Annotated in this window: 19 protein-coding genes; 13 read left to right on the forward strand and 6 right to left on the reverse strand. The window is 39.0% G+C overall.

Going from position 1 to position 19815, the window contains the following annotated elements:
* The first annotated feature begins 128 nt into the window (after positions 1-128).
* From BM102_RS09720 to BM102_RS09750, 7 genes are all read left to right on the forward strand, one after another.
* The gene (locus BM102_RS09720) at positions 129-362 is read left to right on the forward strand and encodes a phosphopantetheine-binding protein (protein ID WP_044933664.1); all 234 of its coding nucleotides are present in this window, start codon (positions 129-131) and stop codon (positions 360-362) included.
* A 3-nt stretch (positions 363-365) separates the two neighbouring features.
* The gene (locus BM102_RS09725) at positions 366-1958 is read left to right on the forward strand and encodes an MBOAT family O-acyltransferase (protein ID WP_090481492.1); all 1593 of its coding nucleotides are present in this window, start codon (positions 366-368) and stop codon (positions 1956-1958) included.
* A 12-nt stretch (positions 1959-1970) separates the two neighbouring features.
* On the forward strand, positions 1971-3029 hold the full coding sequence (locus tag BM102_RS09730; RefSeq protein WP_242942928.1) for an SGNH/GDSL hydrolase family protein: 1059 nt from the start codon (positions 1971-1973) through the stop codon (positions 3027-3029).
* A 114-nt stretch (positions 3030-3143) separates the two neighbouring features.
* A complete protein-coding gene (locus BM102_RS09735; protein WP_044933667.1) occupies positions 3144-3956 on the forward strand; it encodes a flagellin in 813 nt (270 codons plus the stop codon).
* 156 nt (positions 3957-4112) lie between these two features.
* Positions 4113-4985 carry an NAD(P)/FAD-dependent oxidoreductase gene (locus tag BM102_RS09740; RefSeq protein WP_044933668.1) on the forward strand — a complete coding sequence of 291 codons (873 nt, stop codon included), beginning with the start codon at positions 4113-4115 and terminating at the stop codon, positions 4983-4985.
* Positions 4986-5015: 30 nt separating this feature from the next.
* Positions 5016-5327, forward strand: a complete 312-nt coding sequence (gene trxA / locus BM102_RS09745) for a thioredoxin (protein ID WP_044933669.1) — start codon at positions 5016-5018, stop codon at positions 5325-5327.
* Between the two features lie 21 nt (positions 5328-5348).
* Complete coding sequence (locus tag BM102_RS09750) at positions 5349-5795, forward strand: MarR family winged helix-turn-helix transcriptional regulator (RefSeq protein WP_090481498.1); 447 nt, start codon at positions 5349-5351, stop codon at positions 5793-5795.
* Here BM102_RS09750 and BM102_RS09755 read toward each other — a convergent pair.
* Positions 5788-6972 (reverse strand): hypothetical protein, encoded by a 1185-nt coding sequence (locus BM102_RS09755; RefSeq protein ID WP_090481501.1) that lies wholly within the window; start codon positions 6970-6972, stop codon positions 5788-5790. The genes BM102_RS09750 and BM102_RS09755 overlap by 8 nt on opposite strands.
* Before the next feature lie 9 nt (positions 6973-6981).
* A complete protein-coding gene (locus BM102_RS09760) occupies positions 6982-7929 on the reverse strand; it encodes a tetratricopeptide repeat protein (RefSeq protein ID WP_090481504.1) in 948 nt (315 codons plus the stop codon).
* A gap of 163 nt (positions 7930-8092) precedes the next feature.
* Here BM102_RS09760 and BM102_RS09765 point away from each other — a divergent pair, with 163 nt between their 5' ends.
* Entirely contained in the window at positions 8093-10423 is a 2331-nt protein-coding gene (locus BM102_RS09765) for an ATP-binding response regulator (protein WP_090481506.1), read from the forward strand.
* 10 nt (positions 10424-10433) lie between these two features.
* A complete protein-coding gene (locus tag BM102_RS09770; protein WP_044933673.1) occupies positions 10434-10676 on the forward strand; it encodes a hypothetical protein in 243 nt (80 codons plus the stop codon).
* Between the two features lie 44 nt (positions 10677-10720).
* On the opposite strand, the gene BM102_RS09775 is transcribed toward BM102_RS09770, so the two are convergent.
* The 3 genes from BM102_RS09775 to BM102_RS09785 all read right to left on the reverse strand — a co-directional run bounded on the left by BM102_RS09775 (position 10721) and on the right by BM102_RS09785 (position 12693).
* On the reverse strand, positions 10721-11176 hold the full coding sequence (locus tag BM102_RS09775) for an acyl-CoA thioesterase (protein ID WP_044933674.1): 456 nt from the start codon (positions 11174-11176) through the stop codon (positions 10721-10723).
* Positions 11177-11251: 75 nt separating this feature from the next.
* Complete coding sequence (locus tag BM102_RS09780) at positions 11252-12133, reverse strand: hypothetical protein (RefSeq protein ID WP_090481510.1); 882 nt, start codon at positions 12131-12133, stop codon at positions 11252-11254.
* Positions 12130-12693, reverse strand: coding sequence for an RNA polymerase sigma factor (locus BM102_RS09785; RefSeq protein WP_074788821.1), 564 nt, complete (start codon positions 12691-12693; stop codon positions 12130-12132). Before BM102_RS09785 ends, BM102_RS09780 begins: the two co-directional genes overlap by 4 nt.
* 318 nt (positions 12694-13011) lie before the next feature.
* Between BM102_RS09785 and BM102_RS09790 the strand changes: the two genes are divergently transcribed.
* Both BM102_RS09790 and BM102_RS09795 read left to right on the forward strand, forming a co-directional pair.
* Entirely contained in the window at positions 13012-14352 is a 1341-nt protein-coding gene (locus BM102_RS09790; RefSeq protein WP_090394542.1) for a butyryl-CoA:acetate CoA-transferase, read from the forward strand.
* A gap of 153 nt (positions 14353-14505) precedes the next feature.
* The gene (locus tag BM102_RS09795; protein ID WP_090481514.1) at positions 14506-16062 is read left to right on the forward strand and encodes a family 43 glycosylhydrolase; all 1557 of its coding nucleotides are present in this window, start codon (positions 14506-14508) and stop codon (positions 16060-16062) included.
* A gap of 2 nt (positions 16063-16064) precedes the next feature.
* Here the strand turns inward: BM102_RS09795 and BM102_RS09800 are convergent, their stop codons facing one another.
* Positions 16065-16853, reverse strand: a complete 789-nt coding sequence (locus BM102_RS09800; protein WP_090481517.1) for a biotin--[acetyl-CoA-carboxylase] ligase — start codon at positions 16851-16853, stop codon at positions 16065-16067.
* A 197-nt stretch (positions 16854-17050) separates the two neighbouring features.
* On the opposite strand from BM102_RS09800, the gene leuB reads away from it, so the two are divergent.
* Positions 17051-18142, forward strand: coding sequence for a 3-isopropylmalate dehydrogenase (leuB, locus tag BM102_RS09805; RefSeq protein ID WP_090481520.1), 1092 nt, complete (start codon positions 17051-17053; stop codon positions 18140-18142).
* A gap of 2 nt (positions 18143-18144) precedes the next feature.
* Positions 18145-19815 carry a dihydroxy-acid dehydratase gene (gene ilvD, locus BM102_RS09810; protein WP_090481523.1) on the forward strand — a complete coding sequence of 557 codons (1671 nt, stop codon included), beginning with the start codon at positions 18145-18147 and terminating at the stop codon, positions 19813-19815.

A 19815-nucleotide genomic window follows, 5' to 3' on the forward strand; every position in this document is an offset into this window, starting at 1 on the left:
AGTATTTCTCCGCTCAACACATGTTTCGCTTGAGAAATCTCAGAGCTTGTTATCTACCAGCTCATAGAAATAATTTACATAGTGCATCCACACAGTACAGGCATGCACGAGAAAGGAGTACGAAAAAGATGAACGAATTATTAGAGATTTTGGAGGATTTACATCCTGAGGTTGATTTTAAGACAGCCACAGATTTAGTTGACGGAGGAATTTTGGATTCATTTGATATTGTTTCGCTTATTTCAGAGATTAACGAGACATTTGATGTAACTATCGGAGCTGCAGAGCTTACACCAGAAAACTTCAATTCCGCAGAAGCAATCTATGCTTTGATTAAGGAAAAGCTAGACGACGAGGACTAAAGAATGCTTTTTACTTCATATGGATTTATAGGATTTTTGCTGGCAGTATTTGTGCTGTATTATCTGATTCCTAAAAAGATTCAGTGGCCATTTTTACTTATTGCCAGCTACATTTTTTATTTCATAGCAGATCCTAGATATTTAATTTTTATTGCTATCACAACTGTTTCTACCTTTTATGGTGCAAAGGTTATTTCAGATAAGAAGGTGGCCTTTGATGGATGGTTTAAGGAGCATAAAAAGGAATATGAAAAGGAAGAACGCAAGGCCTTAAAAGCAAAGGAGCATAGTGCTGAAAAGAAAATCTTTTTGGCATGCCTTCTATTTAATTTAGGTATTCTTGCAGTTACAAAATATACCAACTTTACCATCGCCAATATCAATTCATTGTTGGCAGCATTTGGTAGAGCAGACGGGATTTCTTTTGTAGATTTAATCATTCCAATGGGAATTTCTTTCTACACATTCCAGTCTATGGGCTATCTTATCGATGTTTATAATGGTAAGCATGAAGCACAGGATAACCTTTTCAAGTTTGCGCTTTTCGTATCATTTTTCCCACAGTTAGTTCAGGGACCTATTAGCAGATACCATGATTTGAGCCAGACTCTTTATGCGGAGCACAGCTTTAATTGGAAGACAGTAAGCTTTGGATTAGAGCGTATTCTATGGGGCTTTTTCAAAAAGCTTGTTATCGCAGATAGAATCTTTGTGGCTGTTCAGGCAATCATTGCAGACACAGATACCTACAACGGTTTCTATGCATTTGCTGGCGCAATGTTTTATGCACTTGAGCTTTATGCAGATTTCACTGGTGGAATCGATATTACCATTGGTGTGGCAGAGACAATGGGAATCAAGGTTACAGAAAACTTTATTCGCCCATACTTCTCAAAGAATATCAAGGAATACTGGAACAGATGGCATATCACCATGGGTACATGGTTCACTGATTACATTTTCTATCCAATCAGTGCCAGCCAGTTTATGATGAAGCTTTCAAAGAAATCAAGAGCACGCCTTGGAAACAACCTAGGTAAGAGAGTGCCTGTATATCTTTCAAGCTTTATTGTATGGTTTACAACTGGTATCTGGCATGGAGCAAGCTGGAACTTTATCGTATGGGGACTTGGCAACTTTGTAGTTATCATGATTTCCCAGGAGCTTGAGCCATTTTATCGCTGGTTCCATTCAAAGGTACATGTGCAGGGAACTTTCGGTTGGAGATTATTCCAGGTGGTAAGAACCGTTCTTATTATGTCCAGCCTTCGTATGTTTGATTGCTACAGAGATGTGCCACTTACATTTAAAATGTTTGGAAGCATTTTCAGCCAGTCAAGTCTTAGTCAGCTAAATGCTGAGGCTTTCATTGGTATGGGACTTACAGGATTTGATTATCTTGTGGTGTTTATAGGCATGCTTATTCTTGTAACAGTCAGCCTTATTCAAAGAAGTGGTTGCGTGCGTGAAAAGATTTATGGACTTGCTGCACCAGTTCGTTTCATTATTTGGTATGGACTATTCATGGCTACATTAGTCTTCGGTGCATATGGCATCGGTTATTCAGCTAGCCAGTTTATTTACAATCAGTTTTAGTCGGAGGGTATGATGAAAAAGTTTATAGCGATTATATTATCTTTAGTCATTGCTCTCACCGGCATTTTTCTTGCTTCCAAGCTGCTTGAGCCTAAGTATATGTCAGGCATTTTGGAAGGAGCAATGATTCAGGAATACTACGATGATCCTACAGATCACAATGTTGTATTCATTGGCGATTGTGAATTATACGAAAACATTTCTCCTGTTTATCTTTGGGAGAATTATGGTATCAATTCATATATAAGAGGAAGTGCCCAGCAGTTGATATGGCAGTCATATTACCTTGCTGAGGAAACAGTCAAAATGGAGCATCCTGATGTGATTGTTTTCAACGTGCTTTCTATGAAATATAACGAGCCACAGAATGAGGCTTACAATAGAATGACTTTGGATGGCATGAAATGGTCATCAAGTAAAGTAAATTCCATAAATGCCTCAATGACAGATGAGGAAAACTTTCTTGAATATGTTTTCCCTATTCTAAGATATCACTCTAGATGGAGTGATTTATCTGCAGATGATTTTAAATACATGTTCCACAGAGATAAGGTTTCCTTCAACGGATACTATATGCGAGTAGATGTAAAGGCTGCAGAGGATGTGCCAGAGGGAAGACCTCTTGCTGACTATCAGTTTGGCGATAATTCCTACTATTATCTTGATAAGCTTACAAAGCTTTGCAAGGATAATGATGTTAAGCTTGTCCTTGTAAAGGCACCTACTCTTTATCCTTATTGGTATGACGAGTGGGATCAGCAGATAAAAGACTATGCTTCAGCTAACGGCTTAGACTATATCAACTTCCTTGAGCTTCAGGATGAGCTTGGTCTTGATTGGAGCCAGGATACATATGATGGTGGCCTTCATCTAAATTTGGCAGGGGCAGAAAAGCTTTCCGATTATGTTGGAAACATGCTTACCACTGAGTATGGTATTCCAGATAGAAGGGACGAGAGTGCTCTCAACGAATACTGGGATAAGGTAATTGAAAGATATAATGCTGAGATAGATAGACAAACTACCAACCTAAAGCTCTATGGCACAGTCCACGGCCCAGAGGAACAGTAGTATAGAATAATCACATAAAATTCACATGACTTTATGAAAGTGCGGTGTTATAATACGGTTACAAATTGGAAATTTATGTAATTATGTAACGTTTTAAGATTGAGGTGAGTTATTATGAAGATTCAATCTAATGTAAACACAGCACAGTATCAGAACACAATTAATAAAAGAAAGGAAACTGAGGAGCAGCAGAAGAAGGCTTCGAAGGAACTTTCAACAGGCAAAAAAGTAAATACAGCTGCAGATGATGCGGTAGCATTATCCATTTCACAGCAGATTATGAAGGAGGCTAAGTCTCTTACAACAGGCAGCAGTAACATTTCTTATGGAATAGATGCTGCAAATATTGCAGACGGAGCTCTTTCTAATATTACTGATTCTCTTGGAGATATTGAGCAAAACACTGTTCGAGCAATGAATGGTCTTTATTCAGAAAGCGACAGAGCGATTCTTCAGGAGGCAAATGAACAGTCTGTAGCTACAATCAATCAGACTATTAATCAGGCACAGTACAATGAAAAGAATCTACTTGATGGTTCAACAGGAGATATTAATATCTACACTGGTACATCAAGCACTACAATCCAGGAAGCAGATGCAAAAGCTGCAATTGCTGATTTAGAAAACTTTGATGTTTCTGGAAATGGAAATAATATCAGCACTGATGCTTTGGATAAAGCATATTCGTCAATTAGTGATATGCGTAGCCAGATAGGTGCCGAGACCAATGGCTTATCAGCTGCATATAATGTAAATAACAATACAGCTGAGAACCTTACAAGTGCACAGGCTCAGAAAGAGGATGCTGATTTTTACAAGTCAGTTACTAAAATGAAGTCAAGTGGAGTGGTTGGAGCTGCTCAGAATATGGCTTTGAAGAACCAGATGGAAAGCCAGGAAAATCTTGTATCAAAGATGTTCCAGTAAACTATGTATTTTAATTGCCCTAGACAATAAAATGTCTAGGGTTTTATTTTATAAAAAATGAGTTGACAAATACAATTCAATTGAGTACAATTAAATCAACTTAAAAGATTGCACGCAATTATTATAGTTTTAAAAGAGCTATGGAGGTTTTAAAACATGGAAAGATATGATATTGCAGTTATAGGTACAGGCCCTGCTGGATTAGAGGCTGCTATTACAGCAAAGGTTAGAAATAAATCAGTACTTCTTATTGGTGGTAAAGGTTCTTCTGATAAGGTTTCAAAGGCACACACTATTCAGAATTACTTAGGTTTACCTGATGTAGCTGGTGCAGATATGGCAAAGGCATTTCTTGATCATGCCACAGGAATGGGCATTGAAATCACAGAAGATAAAGTAAATGCTGTTTATTCAATGGGTCAGTATTTCGCAATTCAGTGCCACAATGGTGATTACGAAGCAAGCTCAGTAATCATTGCAGCTGGAATGACTACAATGAAGCCATTCCCTGGTGAGATGGAAAATCTTGGAAGAGGCGTAAGCTACTGTGCAACATGTGATGCAGCTTTATATAAAGGAAAGACAGCAATCATCCTTGCATACAGCGAAGAGGATGAGCCAGAGGCTGAATTCTTAGCAGAAAGAGCTGACACAGTTTATTATTTGCCACAATACGAGTATAATGGAAATCTAAGTGGTAATATTAAAGTAACTTGCGATGTAAAGCCAGGCACAATCGAGATGAAAGATGGTGCAGCTGTTCTTACAACAGACGGCGATACATTCTCAGCAGATGGAATCTTTATTTTAAGACAGCAGATTGCTCCATCACAGCTTGTTCCAGGCTTAAAGATGGATGGAAATCACGTTGAAGTAGACCGTCAGATGAATACAAACATCAAAGGTTTATTTGCATGTGGCGATATTACTGGTACACCATATCAGTACATTAAGGCCGCTGGTGAAGGAAATGTAGCAGCACTTTCAGCTGTTTCATATTTAAATGAACTAAAAAAAGCGCAAAATTAGTTGTTGATTTAGAACGAAAGGAGATATACTATGGTAAAGAAAATTAATCAGGATGAATTTAAGTCAATGGACAAGTCAGGTGTTTCTGTTTTGGACTTCAATGCTACATGGTGTGGTCCATGTAAGATGCTTGCTCCAGTTTTGGAGGAGGTTTCTGAAGAGCTTTCTGATAAGGCTAACTTCTACAGTGTCGATACTGATGAAAATCCAGATTTAGCAAGAGAATATGGTATTATGAATATTCCTGCAATCGTTGTCTTAAAGGATGGCGAAAAGGTAGACATGAATGTTGGTTTCGTTCCAAAGGAAGCACTTTCTGATTTTGTGTCTAAGAACTTATAATTAATAAGAGGTGAGTATTAAATGAGTGATAAATTTGATTGCTTGAAAATTTCAAATCAGCTTTGTTTTCCGCTGTATGCTTGTTCAAAGGAGATTGTAAAGAGATATAAGCCATATCTTGATCCAATCGATCTTACATACACACAGTACATTACAATGATGGTAGTTTGGGAAGAACAGGAGATTACAGTTAAGGCTCTTGGAGACAAATTGTTCCTTGATTCTGGCACACTTACTCCAGTTCTCAAGAAGCTTGAGCAGAAGGGTTATGTTAAGAGAAGTCGTTCAAAGGATGATGAAAGAAATCTTATCATCACACTTACTGACGAAGGATTGGAATTAAAAAAGCAGGCATGTGAAATACCTGCTAAGATGGGCAAATGTGTAAGTTTATCACAAGAGGAATGTTCACAGCTTTACAGTTTGCTATACAAGATTCTTGGATCTTTCCCAGAAGAAGCTAATTAAAAAGATTAAACAGATCCACATTTTCACGAGCTTTAGAAATGACATCGTCTACGAAAGAGGCGGTGTCATTTTTTATTGTATCCCAGTCGATGACTTCAACATTGGATAAATCAGCGCCAGCATTATCAAAAACATCTCCCATATTTTCTACAGTCTGGAGAGTGCCTTTTATGTATCCTTCCCCTAAAACTTCTTCATTTTTTGCAACCTCGATATTGGTAACTTCTGTTTTCATACCAGAATCAATAAAGTTTAATAAAACTCCACAATCGATGGTATATACATCGCCGTTGGATGCATAGTAAGTAAGGTTATCTGTAAATGAGTTTGTGTATGTAGTGCTTCCATCTCGTTTGATGGTGACAACAGCAAGCTCATCATCTGGAAGAGGAGCGTAGAACTCCATGGTGCTAAGGTTCTTGCCGTAGATAGCAAGATACTCACCATCGTTCTTATAAGATAAATCAAACACGATTTTTCTAGTGTGATTCCACTTATCTAAATAAAGAGAACATGTTATATCGTGGTCAGGAGTTTTCATTCCAAGCAAATCCCAAATGAAATCACCCTCACCGGCAGGAATAATGATTTTGAACTCAGAGGCTTCTGTACCATCTTCATCAGTGTACACCTCACCGGTTTTTTCTATTTCAATGCTGTGAACAAAGTTCCAGATATTTCGTTTATTGTTGTGGAACCATTCACGGGAAATATCGTTGTTTAGATTTGGAGCTTTAAGGAATAAATCTTCTCCGGTATCAAATCCGTAGGAGATGTCTCCTAAAAGAGGTGCAACAAGATAAACGGTATCATCTTGGGCATAGATATCCAATTCACCTACATTTAAAACTAATACATTAAGATTAGAGTTGCAGGAGAATTTCTTTTGCTCATATGAGCGCTCGCCCTTTATGCTACCGCTAATTGAATATGGAAAGCCCTTTACTTTTTTGATGTAGGCATTTCCTGAATAGCGAATGTCGGAATTAGTGTAATTTCTAAATAAATCCTTCAGGTCGATATTGTAGGCCAAGTAATCTGGACTGTTGAGTGTTGATTCTGAAAAATTAATAACTGAAGCTAACACTCTTACTGTAGGATTAAAGTCCAATTCTGCCTTAATTAATATAGCTATTGCAAATACGATAATAAATGTTATTCCAATTTTTTTCTTCATAATAAGAAATTATAAAAGTTCTATTGGAGTATCTGCAATAGACAAAGCGATGGCTGTGTCCATCTCAAGTAGATGTTGTGTGGCTTCTGTATTTTCTACTTCAATTGTATCTTCTGCAAAGCGCACACATGCATCATGATATTTTTCAGTGTTGCCACTGTTTTTATAAACAATCATGTAAAGCTTTGATGCCTCCAGCTTCATGTGTATGTTATTGGCGATAGTGGCAGAGGAATCTAAGCTAAGTGCAACTGCTTCAGCCCGGTCAAATTCATTCATTCCACAGAAAGTTTCTATAAGAAGCTTTAGGTCCTCAATATAGTCTTGAATAGTGATTTTCGAATTTTTTATAAAGGTTACTAATTCATCGATATGGTCATAGACGTATTGATTATCTCCCATGCGATGATGCAGGTTTGCTTCCAATACTGACAGGCTAAGGTCATGATGATGCATGTCATTTTTGGAGGCAATCTCAGAACCACGTTTTAAAAAGGTTTCAGCCTCAGCATATCTGTGAATATGCAAATAGCAGTAGGCAAGGTTGAGGCATGCTACCAAATAAGAATGAGGTTCGTTTGGAAATTTATCCCCGTGGTCTTCCAAATCCTGAAGAGCCATTTTACCATAGTTAACAGCACTATCGTAATCGCCGAGTATCATGTAACGATTACAAATAGTTGTATAGAAAAAGTGCTTTGCACCAAGTATGCCGTGCTTATCAATAATATCCAAAGCATTAAGGCACTTGTAAAGCATCTTACTGTCATAGCCCATAATTCCATAAGCAATAGCAAGACCTCTGAGAGTAAGAATGTATTGCTTATAATCTTGTAATTCTTCATAGATGCTTGCAGCCATATTTAGATTGTCGATGCCTGGCTCCAAGTTGTTGGAATGAACTAAATACATTCCTTTGTCATAATACTCTTTTGCAATTTGTTCTGAACTAGCCATAGTAACCTCCTATGCAAGACCCACAAATACATCAACTTAAGTATATCATTTAATAATAGTAGTAATATTTAAAATTCTGTGACGTTTTTCGTAATTTGTTGTTTTGAAAGAAATTAAATATTACAATTACTGTAGTGTTTGAAACAATTACGGGGATTGAATTATGAAAAGGACTAGTCTATTTATCTATGAAATAGTGCTCGTTGCAGGAGTACTAATATATTTATTTATCATTGGCCTTTTGGTTTGGGGCGAAAATGCTTTAAAAGAGGAGCGAACCTACACCTCATTTGAGCTTGAAAGCTATAATGATGGATGGTATAGAATCTACTCTGATGGCACCAAAGAAGCCATAGAAATTCCAGGACAATATCAGCCTGAATCTTCACATGAGTTTGTAATTGAAAAAAAAATCAATGTAGATGTGCCTTTGTTTGTTAGCTTTGATTCTGCAAAGCAGGATATTAACGCCTTCGTGAATGGTGAATTGAGATACAGCTATTCAACCAAGGATTCACGATTATTTGGTGACAACAGTCCAGGTGCATTAATGTTTATTCCTGTTTATCCAGAGGATAATGGTCAAAACTTGCAAATCGTTTTTATAGGTGACAATAACTATTCGGGAGTTCTTGGCGATATATGCATAGGAACTCAGCTTGGCATTACCAAGAATCTTTTTACTAAAGAGAAGTACTCACTAATCTTGACATTAATGCTTCTTATACTTGGATTTATAGCTTTCGTAATAGGCCTTGTGGTACGAGCTACGTATGGAAGGACCATGCCTTTGTTCTACGCAGGTTGGGTGGTTATGTGCGCGGGAATGTGGTCACTTGCCGAGTCTAACGTAAGACAGTTCATAGCGCCTAACTTTTCACTTTTATCCTATATGACATACCTAAGTCTTATGATGCTTCCATTTGCCATGGCATTTTATTTTGACAGGCTTCAGGAGGGACGTTATCGCATTTTCTATTTGATTGTTTCTGTGCTGGATGTTTTCTGTGGTTACATAGCAATAATGCTGCAGTTCTTTAATAACACTGATTTAATAAATGTGTTGATATACGCTTTCGTTGCAATAGTTCTTTCGATGTTGATATTCATTATCTCCATGGTGATAGATTTTATCCAAGGTCGTTTAAAAAACAATTGGACAGAATTGGTTGGCGTAGCCGGCGCATTGATAGCTGGATTTGCACAGATTCTTTCCTATAACAGTAGACCAACTACTGTGGATAGAGGAATACTTTTATCCGGTTTACTGTTTTTGATCGTCATGTCGTATATTCGTGCTCTGACAGATGTGCGAACTATGGAAAGAGACATGTATGCAGCAGTTAAGGCGCAGGATGCTAGTACCGCATTCCTTACCAGAATGAGTCATGAAATGCGTACACCTATCAATGCAATCCTTGGAATGAATAAAATGATTCTTAGGGAAAGCAGAGAAGACAATATTCTGGATTACGCCCGTGATGTAAACAGCGCTGGCAACTATCTCCTTGGAATTGTAAATGAGGTTCTAGATCTTGCAAAGGTTAATGCAGGCAAAATTGTGATAGAAGAAGAAGAGTACGAATTAATGGATATGGTCCGCGAATGCTACGCGCTTGTTCGACCTAGAGCAAAGGCAAGCAGATTATCCTTTGAAGTGGATATGAGCGATGTGCTTCCAGAAAAGCTAAAGGGCGACAAGGAGCATATCATACAGGTCGTAACAAACCTTCTTACTAACGCAGTAAAATATACACCTGAGGGAAGAATTACTCTTTCAGTACAGGGAAAGATATCAGAAGGGAAACTGCTTTTGATAATTACGGTAAGTGACACTGGAATTGGTGTGGCAGAAGAGAGCATTCCATATTTGTTTGATTCATTCAAGCGAGTAGGAGAGTTTGCGCAAAGCAAAATCGAGGGAACCGGTCTTGGTCTTACAATTACTAAGCAGCTTGTAGAATTGATGCATGGACAGATAGCTGTAGAATCAGAATTAGGTAAGGGCACGTCATTTACAGTTGTAATCCCACAGGAGATATGCTCAGTGGAACCATGTGGCACATTCTCTATGGGACCTAATGGCGACAGACGTGTGGCTGACAGACATGAAGTATTTGATGTGATTGGCGCAATACTTGTAGTTGATGATGTGGCTATAAATCTTAGGGTATTCTCCATGCTTTTGAACGACACTGATGTCACTGTGGATACAGCAATCAGTGGAGCAGAAGCAATAGAGAAGATAAAAAGAACAAAATATGATATTATATTCATTGATCATTTGATGCCTGGCATGGATGGCCTCCAGCTAAAGGAAATCATGGATACCATAGAGAACAATCCAAACAAGGATACACCTCTTATCATGCAGACAGCAAATGCAGTTGTAGGAGCTAGAGAAGAATACGAAAGCTTTGGCTTCAGCGACTACATCGAAAAACCAATCAAAGAAGAGGAGCTAAAAAAGCTTCTCCGAAAATACATGATATAAGGAGATTACCATGGCATTTAATCCAGCAGATTTATTTAGAGTTAGAAGTGCAGCAGCCACTTTCAATGCAAATCATCCAAAGCTTCTTCCATTTTTCGGAGCAGCTAAAAACAAAGCAATGACACCAGGTTCAGTTATTGAAATTGCAATCACTGATCCAGCTGGTGAAAAAATCGAAACAAACCTTAGAGTTCAGGAATCAGACATTGAGCTTATCAATCTTTTAATGGAAATTGGTTCTAAGGGAATGTAAAAAATAAACCTTCCTGCATTTGCAGGAAGGTTTTTCATTATCTGTTATTTAAATTCAAAGAACTTTGTATCAAGCTCAGGATAAGCCCTCTTCATAGAAATAGGGATTCCTGACTTATTCATAAAGCAGTGTCTAGTTTTTGCTACGGCACGGTCCTCTCCGGTAACCTTATCGTAAATACGATAAGCAACTTCCATTTCATGACCATCGTAGGAAACCAACTTAGTATCTACAACGATAGTCTCATCAAATTTTACCTGGCTCCTATATTCAATAGAATGAGAGATTACAGGGGAAGTGATTTCCATATCAAGCATCTGCTTAAATGAAAGTCCCATCTGCTCCATAAGGTTCATTCTTGCATCCTCAATCCAGTTTAGATAATTGGATGTGTGAATGATTCCCTGTTGATCTGTCTCATGATATTTTGTGTGATGCTCAAAAGGGGTAATCTTTATCTGCCTTTTAGCACCAGCAACTTCAATTTCTTGTTTTGCCATAGTGTTACCTCCTGATGAAATTCTTAACACAATTATACCACTCTGGCTGAAAAATAGTTATGGTTTCAATCTTGGCTATTCCTTTACTTCATAGAAAACTTCTACAGTGCCTTCACTTCGTAGTTTATCTTCTGGATTTATAGACCACTCAATTCCAAAATTGTTCTTCAGTTCATCGTAAGTCATGTAAGCAGCATCCATGATTATATTGATACTATCAGTTGAACCATCATTGTATGTAATCTGACATGTAATAATAATTCCTTCTAAAATATTCTTTACCTGATTTAAATATTCATCTATAGTCTCAGGGGTAAAAATGGCATTCATAGCAGTATCATTCTTTGGAATGTAGCCAATTACCGAAATATTGATGTAATTATTCTTAAATTCATCATATGAGAATGTATAAGTATCATTGCTATCACATGTACCGTCAACTGGTTCACCATCAGAATTAACAATATAATTTGTCACTTGAAGTTGTGACTTATTAATCGAAAACGTAATATCTTTTATGTTATTGCCTTCGCAGTCCATTTTTGGCAAGTCGAAATGATAGTATATTACTTCTCCATTTTCGTCGTATTCTCCACCACCTTCAGAAAATCCCCAACAGTTACCAATATTTCCGATTGAAAGTGGTATTTCTTTTCCTGTTTCAAGTGGTATTTCTTTATTTTCAGCGGCATAGACTTTTAATGAAAAGCTATTTGTAAGATCTGATGTAATCTGGGATTGTACACCATTTTGACTTTTATTTGGTGAAAGTGTATTAAACAATCCCTGGTTATATCCAAATGCACCACTGCCTATGATAATCATGCAAATACAGGCAGCAACTAAAAAATTCTTCCTAAAAGATACTATTTTTCTTTTAGTGGAATATTTATATGTTTTTGAAATTATATCATCGTCAATGCCTCTCATGGCAAACAATAGTTTTTCGCTTTTCATGATGCTAAATACCCCTCCTTTGCTAATCTAAGTTGAAGTTTTTTTCTTAGCCGGCTAAGAATAACGGTTACATTATGCTTAGTCATACCAAATTTGATTGCTATATCTGAAATGTCTTGAGCGTAGAAGTATCTACTTGTAAAAATATAAGCATCCCGTTCATTAAGCTCACGTACAAAATCCCGAATAATCTCTGCTAATTCGTTTTCCAAAATGACATGCTCAACAGTAGTGTTATCAGGCAAGCATTCCTCAAGCTCATCAAGAAGTTGCGAGACTACGCCGCCTCCACGTTTCGAGGTCTTACTTGCTTTATACATATTTAATGCGATTTCTCTAACAATCTTTCCAATAAAAGCCCTTAGAATACGTGGCCGAGTTGGAGGAATTCGATTCCACATTTTCATATATGTATCATCAAGGCATTCCTCGATATCTTGATTATTCCATAGAATGTTGCCAGCAATAGTTTCACAATAGTGGCCATACTTGATATCAGTCTCCTCAATGGCCCGTTCATTTCGTTTAAAATATAACTCAATTATTTCCTCGTCCTTCATACATTCTCCCTTCTCGAATCAATTTATAAGGCCCTTACACTTGTATAGCCAACAAATAAACTTGGATGTCACAACTTAAAATTAATTTTTAAGATTATCTCACTGATAAGTAGTTTTCTAAGCATAGGTAATATTAAATATTTTATCTTTAATTATAATTAATAGCCATAAAAAAGAAAAAGTGGAAAAATAGAAAAATCAAGAGTTCATTCACTTGAAAAGGTAGGTTGTGAGATAATTCAAAAATTAGATTGATTGTGTAGGATGATAGTGGTAAAATGACGTTAATTGATAAAAATTTAACGAGCGGAGGTTATTATGGATTTTCAGGCTGAGTATAAGAAGAAGCTGACTACTGCAGCTGAGGCTGTAAAGGTAGTAAAAAGTGGGGATTGGGTTGATTATGGCTGGTGTACTGGCACACCAGATGCTTTGGATAAGGCTTTAGCTGCGCGTACTGATGAGCTTAGAGATGTAAAGGTACGTGGTGGTATTTTGATGAAGTTGCCTGCAATTTTTGAGCGTGAGGATGCAGGTGAGCATTTTTGCTGGAACTCATGGCATATGGGTGGTCTTGAGAGAAAGCTTATTGCAAGAGGATGCTCTTACTATGCACCAATCAGATACTCTGAGCTTCCTAGATACTACAGAGATCATATTGAGCCAAATGATGTTCTTATGATTCAGACTACAACTATGGACAACCATGGCTATTTCAACTTTGGTCCTAATGCATCACATCTTATGGCTGCAGTTGAGAAGTCAAAGCACATTATTGTAGAGGTTAATAAAAACATGCCACGTTGCCTTGGTGGATTTGAAGAGGGAGTTCATATCTCTAAGGTAGACGCTATCGTAGAGGGAGATAATCCAGCTATCCTTGAGATGGGTGGCAGCGCTGCGCCTACAGATGTAGATAAAGCTGTTGCTAAGCTTATCGTTGAGGAAATTCCAAACGGTGCATGCTTACAGCTTGGTATTGGCGGTATGCCAAATACAGTAGGCGCCATGATTGCTGAGTCGGACTTGAAAGATTTGGGTGTTCATACTGAGATGTATGTTGATGCATTTGTTGATATTGCAAAGGCTGGAAAGATTAACGGTTCTAAGAAGAACATTGATAGATTCCGTCAGACTTATGCATTCGGTGCTGGTACAAAGAAGATGTACGATTATATGGATGAGAATCCAGAGCTTATGAGTGCTCCTGTTGATTATACAAATGATATTCGCCAGATTTCTGCACTTGATAACTTCATCTCTATCAACAATGCTGTTGATGTAGATTTATTTGGTCAGATCAATGCAGAGTCAGCTGGAACAAAGCACATTTCTGGTGCAGGCGGACAGCTTGATTTCGTACTTGGTGCTTATCTTTCAAATGGTGGAAAGAGCTTCGTATGTCTTTCATCTACATTCACAACAAAGGATGGTACAGTAAAGAGCCGTATTCGTCCTACACTTGCTGAGGGTTCAATTGTTACAGATACTCGTTCAAACACACACTACCTTGTTACAGAGTATGGTAAGGTTTGCTTGAAGGGACTTTCAGCTTGGGAGCGTGCAGAAAAGATTATCGGCATTGCGCATCCTGACTTCCGTGATGAGCTTATTGCTGAGGCAGAGAAGATGCACATCTGGAGACGTTCAAATAAATAATCATTGATTTTCAGGGACTTCGCTAATTGCGGAGTCCTTTTTTTGTTGAATATTTCACGTCTATTTCTATTGAAAGTGGGACGTATTAATGTTATACATAATTATAAAATAGTTTAACGAAAGCTAAACGAAAACAACTAGGGGGATAATTACATGAAGAAAAAAGCGATGGTTGCAGTGCTAATTGCAACGACATCTGTAGGCCTGGTGGGCTGTGGCTCACCTAAGGAAGTGGTACTGGAGAAAGAGGATGGGGGCAATCCTTTAGTATCTTCTAATGAGGACTATGTGTACGGTGGCGACCCTTCGGTGCTTGTGGATGGAGATACAGTGTATCTGTACACAGGCCATGATGCTTCTACAGATGAGGAGGTAGGAAAATCTATTTACAACATTCCAGAGTACTTGTGTTATTCATCTACAGATATGGTGAATTGGACCAGCGAAGGAGTTGTAATGTCCATGGAAGATGTTAGCTGGACTAGCAACGACACATCTGCATGGGCATCCCAGGTGATGAAGCATACTGACCCTGCAGATGGAAAAGATAAATACTACTTATATTATTGTAGCTGGGACAAGACTGGAAAGCAGTGTATTGGCGTTGCAGTTTCTGATTCGCCAACTGGTACCTTTGTTGATATAGGGGCTCCTCTTGTGAAGAGCACTGTTACAAAGCCAAACACCAGCACCTTCAATGATATCGATCCTACAGCCTGGATTGAAACAGATGATGATGGCGTAGAGCACCGTTATCTTGCTTGGGGTAATGGCATGTTTTTTGTGTGTGAGCTTAATGAGGATATGACTTCTGTGACGGATGTTAATGGTGATGGAAAGATTACTAGCGGCAAGGTAGCAGGAGAGGATGATGTGGTAATTCGTACTGATGGATTGGAAAGCTACACAGAAGCACCTTGGATTTATCGCAGATCTGATGAAAATGGCAACTACTATGGCGATTACTATCTGTTCTTTGCCCACCAGTGGAGAGAGTGCATGGCTTATGCAACTACTGACGATTTGCTGAGCGGTGATTGGAGCGAGACTAAGAAAATCATGAATCCTACTGCTACATCAAACACTAATCACATGGCAGTATTTGATTTTAAGGGCAAGACTTACTTTGTATATCACAATGGTTCGCTGCCAGCAGGAAGCGGCTTCAGAAGAACTGCCTGTGTTGTGGAGCTTCAGTTTAATGACGATGGAAGTATAGATTTGTTTGAGGAAAGTGCAGCAGGAATTTCAGGCAAAACATCCACCATTTCTACTATAGACGGAGTTAAAATTGCTCATAATCCATTTGTTTGCTCTTCAGCAGACAGCGATTATCCATACAAGGATGTTGCCATTGGAATTAATCTTGTTGAAGGAGACTCTAAGGATTTTGATTGGGTGATTAGAAGCGGAAAGGCGGATTTTACCAATGAGTCATATGTCTCAATCGAATCTGAAAACAAGCCAGGTCTTTATATTACAGCAAATTCTGACGGAACAGTAACCCTTTGCCAGGATACAAAAGCAAGTGAAGGCGCTGCTGCTAATCAGACTTTTAAAACAGTGGAAGGACTTGCAGATAAAAGTGGGGTAAGCCTGGAGAGCGTGGCTCAGCCAGGAAAATACGTAACCTTAGTAGATGATGTGTTAACACTTACAGATGGTTCAGATAAAGAAAGTGCAACTTTCAAAATAGAAGTTGCACAGTAAAATTATTTCAGTATACGGTTTAGAATATCGGCTACTAGTTGATTTCTTGTGATGGTGATGTTGCCATCGGAGAATAGGCTGGTAGCTTTGTTTTTTATCTCAGCAGGAAAGGCGTTTATATCAGAATTAAAATTGATTCCGATTCCAATAACAATCCACTGGAGACGTCCAGTTTCAAATTCAGTTCCGGCTTCTGTCAGGATTCCACAAATCTTTTTATCTCCAACGAAAAGGTCGTTGATTGGCTTTAGTGTAGGCTTTACATCGGTGAGAGATGCGATGGCATCGCAAACGGCATTGCCAATGAAAGTGGTGATTTCATCTGAATCGGTGCTTGGCAAATGCTCTGGTGTCATTACCACACTCATGTACAATCCACCTTTTGGTGAGTAAAAGCTGTGGTCTGCTCGACCTCGTCCCTCACTTTGTTCATTTGCGATTACAAGTGTGCCATATCTTAAATCTGTGATGGCAAGCTCCTTGGCCTTGCGATTGGTAGATGGAATGGAGTCGTAGATGTGAATCAGACTGTCATTTCCTTTGTAAATGTCAGCTACATCTTCCTTAAGGTATGAGCTTATGCCGGCAGAAGAGAGAATATCATTTTGCCCAGCAAGTCTATAACCCTTGTTGCTTACTGCTTCTATTTCATATCCGTTTTTTCTAAGGTCATTGATGGCTTTCCAGATGGCGTTTCTTGAAATTCCAAGGGATGAAGCCATTGCTTCTCCTGAAAGAAATGTTGATTTATTGGCCTCTAGCAGCTCTAGAATTTTATCTTTAGAACTCATAAAAAATCTCCTAAAAGAATTTTATAGTAGAATGTCATACTTTAAAGTGGTAAAGTTTACTAAACACTTCATATGTATTTTAGAAGTATTTGGGCTATTTTGTCAAAGATATCAAAATGAGGTTTAATTTAATTGAATTTCACACTTTAGTGTACTAAAATGTAACTATTAATTAGAATGGTAATTAGGAGAAAGCTATGAAATGTAACATTGGCGTTATTAGGGGAGACGGAATTGGTCCGGAGATAGTTACTGAAGCAATAAAGGTTCTTGATGCTATCGGTGCTAAATATGGACACACATTTAATTATACTGAAATCCTCATGGGAGGCTGCTCAATCGATGCAACAGGGGAGCCACTTACAGATGAGGCAGTAGAAAAAGCTCTTGCAAGTGATGCAGTGTTAATGGGTTCAATAGGTGGCAACACATCTACCAGTCCTTGGTACAAGCTACCAGCCGACAAACGTCCAGAGGCCGGCCTTTTAAAGCTTCGTAAAAGTCTTAATCTTTTTGCAAATCTTAGACCAGCATATTTATATGATGAATTGAAAGAGGCATGCCCACTTAGGGACGATATCATCGGCGATGGTTTTGACATGATGATTATGCGTGAGCTTACTGGTGGTCTTTACTTTGGCAAGCGTGAAACAAAGGAAGAAGATGGTCAGCTTGTTGCCAGAGATTCTCTTACTTATTCAGAAAATGAAATTCGTAGAATTGCAAAGCGCGGATTTGATATAGCAATGAAGCGCAGAAAGAAAGTTACATCAGTTGATAAGGCTAATGTACTTGATAGCTCCAGATTATGGAGAAAGATAGTAGAAGAGGTTGCAGCAGATTATCCTGAGGTTTCCTACGAGCACATGCTTGTTGACAATTGCGCAATGCAGCTTGTGAAAGACCCAGGTCAGTTTGATGTAATCCTAACAGAGAATATGTTTGGGGATATTCTTTCGGATGAAGCATCCATGGTTACCGGTTCAATTGGAATGCTTTCATCTGCTTCCCTTAACGATACAAAATTCGGATTGTACGAGCCTTCCGGCGGAAGTGCACCTGATATTGCAGGTCAAGGTATCGCAAATCCGATAGCCACAATTCTTTCAGCAGCCATGATGCTTCGCTACAGCTTCGACTTAGATGCTGAGGCAGATGCAATCGAAGCCGCCGTAAAGAAAGTACTTAAGGCTGGTTACCGCACAATCGACATTATGCCTCGCGACGGCAGCGCCGTAACTCGCGTCGGCACAGTGGAGATGGGTGATTTAATTGTAAAGGAGTTGTAAATATGAGAAGTGATAACGCAAGAGCTGGCATGCAACAAGCTCCAGCAAGAAGTTTGTTTAATGCATTGGGATTTACTCCAGAAGAAATGAAAAAGCCAATGGTTGGTATCGTATCTTCGTACAACGAAATCGTGCCAGGCCATATGAATATCGATAAGATTGTGGATGCCGTAAAGCTTGGAGTTGCTGAGGCAGGCGGTGTTCCAGTGGTTTTCCCAGCTATCGCAGTTTGTGATGGTATTGCAATGGGACACATCGGAATGAAGTATTCTCTTGTTACCAGAGATTTGATTGCAGATTCCACAGAGTGTATGGCACTTGCTCATCAGTTTGATGCACTTGTTATGGTGCCAAACTGTGATAAGAACGTTCCAGGACTTCTTATGGCAGCAGCTCGACTTGATTTACCAACTGTATTTGTATCAGGTGGTCCAATGCTTGCAGGTCATGTAGGAGGTCAGAAACGTTCCCTTTCTTCTATGTTTGAGGCAGTTGGCGCACATGCCGCTGGCAACATGACAGAGGAAGAGGTAGAAAACTTCGTTGAGAATGTTTGCCCAACATGCGGAAGCTGCTCAGGTATGTACACAGCCAATTCCATGAACTGCCTTACTGAGGCACTTGGAATGGGACTTAGAGGAAATGGCACTATCCCAGCAGTATATTCAGAAAGAATTCGTCTTGCAAAGCATGCTGGTATGGCTGTTATGGATATGTATAACAAGGGTATTACAGCTCGTCAGATTATGACAAAGGATGCAATCCTCAATGCCCTTACAGTAGATATGGCACTTGGATGCTCAACAAACTCGATGCTTCATTTGCCAGCAATTGCTCATGAAATCGGATTTGATTTTGATATCGAATTTGCAAATCCTATTTCTGAAAAGACTCCAAACCTTTGTCACCTTGCACCAGCAGGTCCTACTTACATGGAAGACCTTAACGAAGCTGGCGGCGTATGGGCAGTCATGAAGGAGCTTGCAGATATAGGCCTACTTAATACAGATTGCATGACTGTTACAGGAAAGACAGTTGGTGAGAATATTGCAAATGCAGTAAATAGAAATCCAGAGGTTATCAGACCTGTGGACAATCCATATACAAAGACAGGTGGTCTTGCAGTTCTCAAGGGAAATCTTGCACCAGATGGTTCAGTTGTAAAACGAAGCGCAGTAGTGCCAGAGATGCTTGTGCATGAAGGACCAGCCAGAGTATTTGATTCAGAGGAAGATGCTATCGCAGCTATCAAGGGTGGCAAAATCGTAGAGGGAGATGTTGTAGTCATTCGCTACGAAGGACCTAAGGGTGGCCCTGGTATGAGAGAAATGCTTAATCCTACATCAGCAATTGCAGGTATGGGACTTGGCTCATCAGTTGCTCTAATTACAGATGGTCGTTTCTCAGGTGCCAGCCGTGGTGCTTCCATCGGTCACGTTTCACCAGAGGCAGCTGTTGGTGGACCAATTGCACTTGTAGAAGAGGGCGACATCATCGCCATCGACATACCAAATTACACTATGACTTTAAAGGTTAGCGACGAAGAGCTTGCAGCTCGTAAAGCTAAGTGGCAGCCACGTGAGCCTAAGGTTACTGCAGGTTATTTGAGAAGATATGCTGCGCAGGTAACTAGCGGAAACAGAGGGGCAATTTTAAAAACACCGGAGGTTTAA

Origin of the sequence: Pseudobutyrivibrio sp. JW11 (assembly GCF_900115355.1) — a bacterium.
GTDB lineage: Bacteria > Bacillota > Clostridia > Lachnospirales > Lachnospiraceae > Pseudobutyrivibrio > Pseudobutyrivibrio ruminis.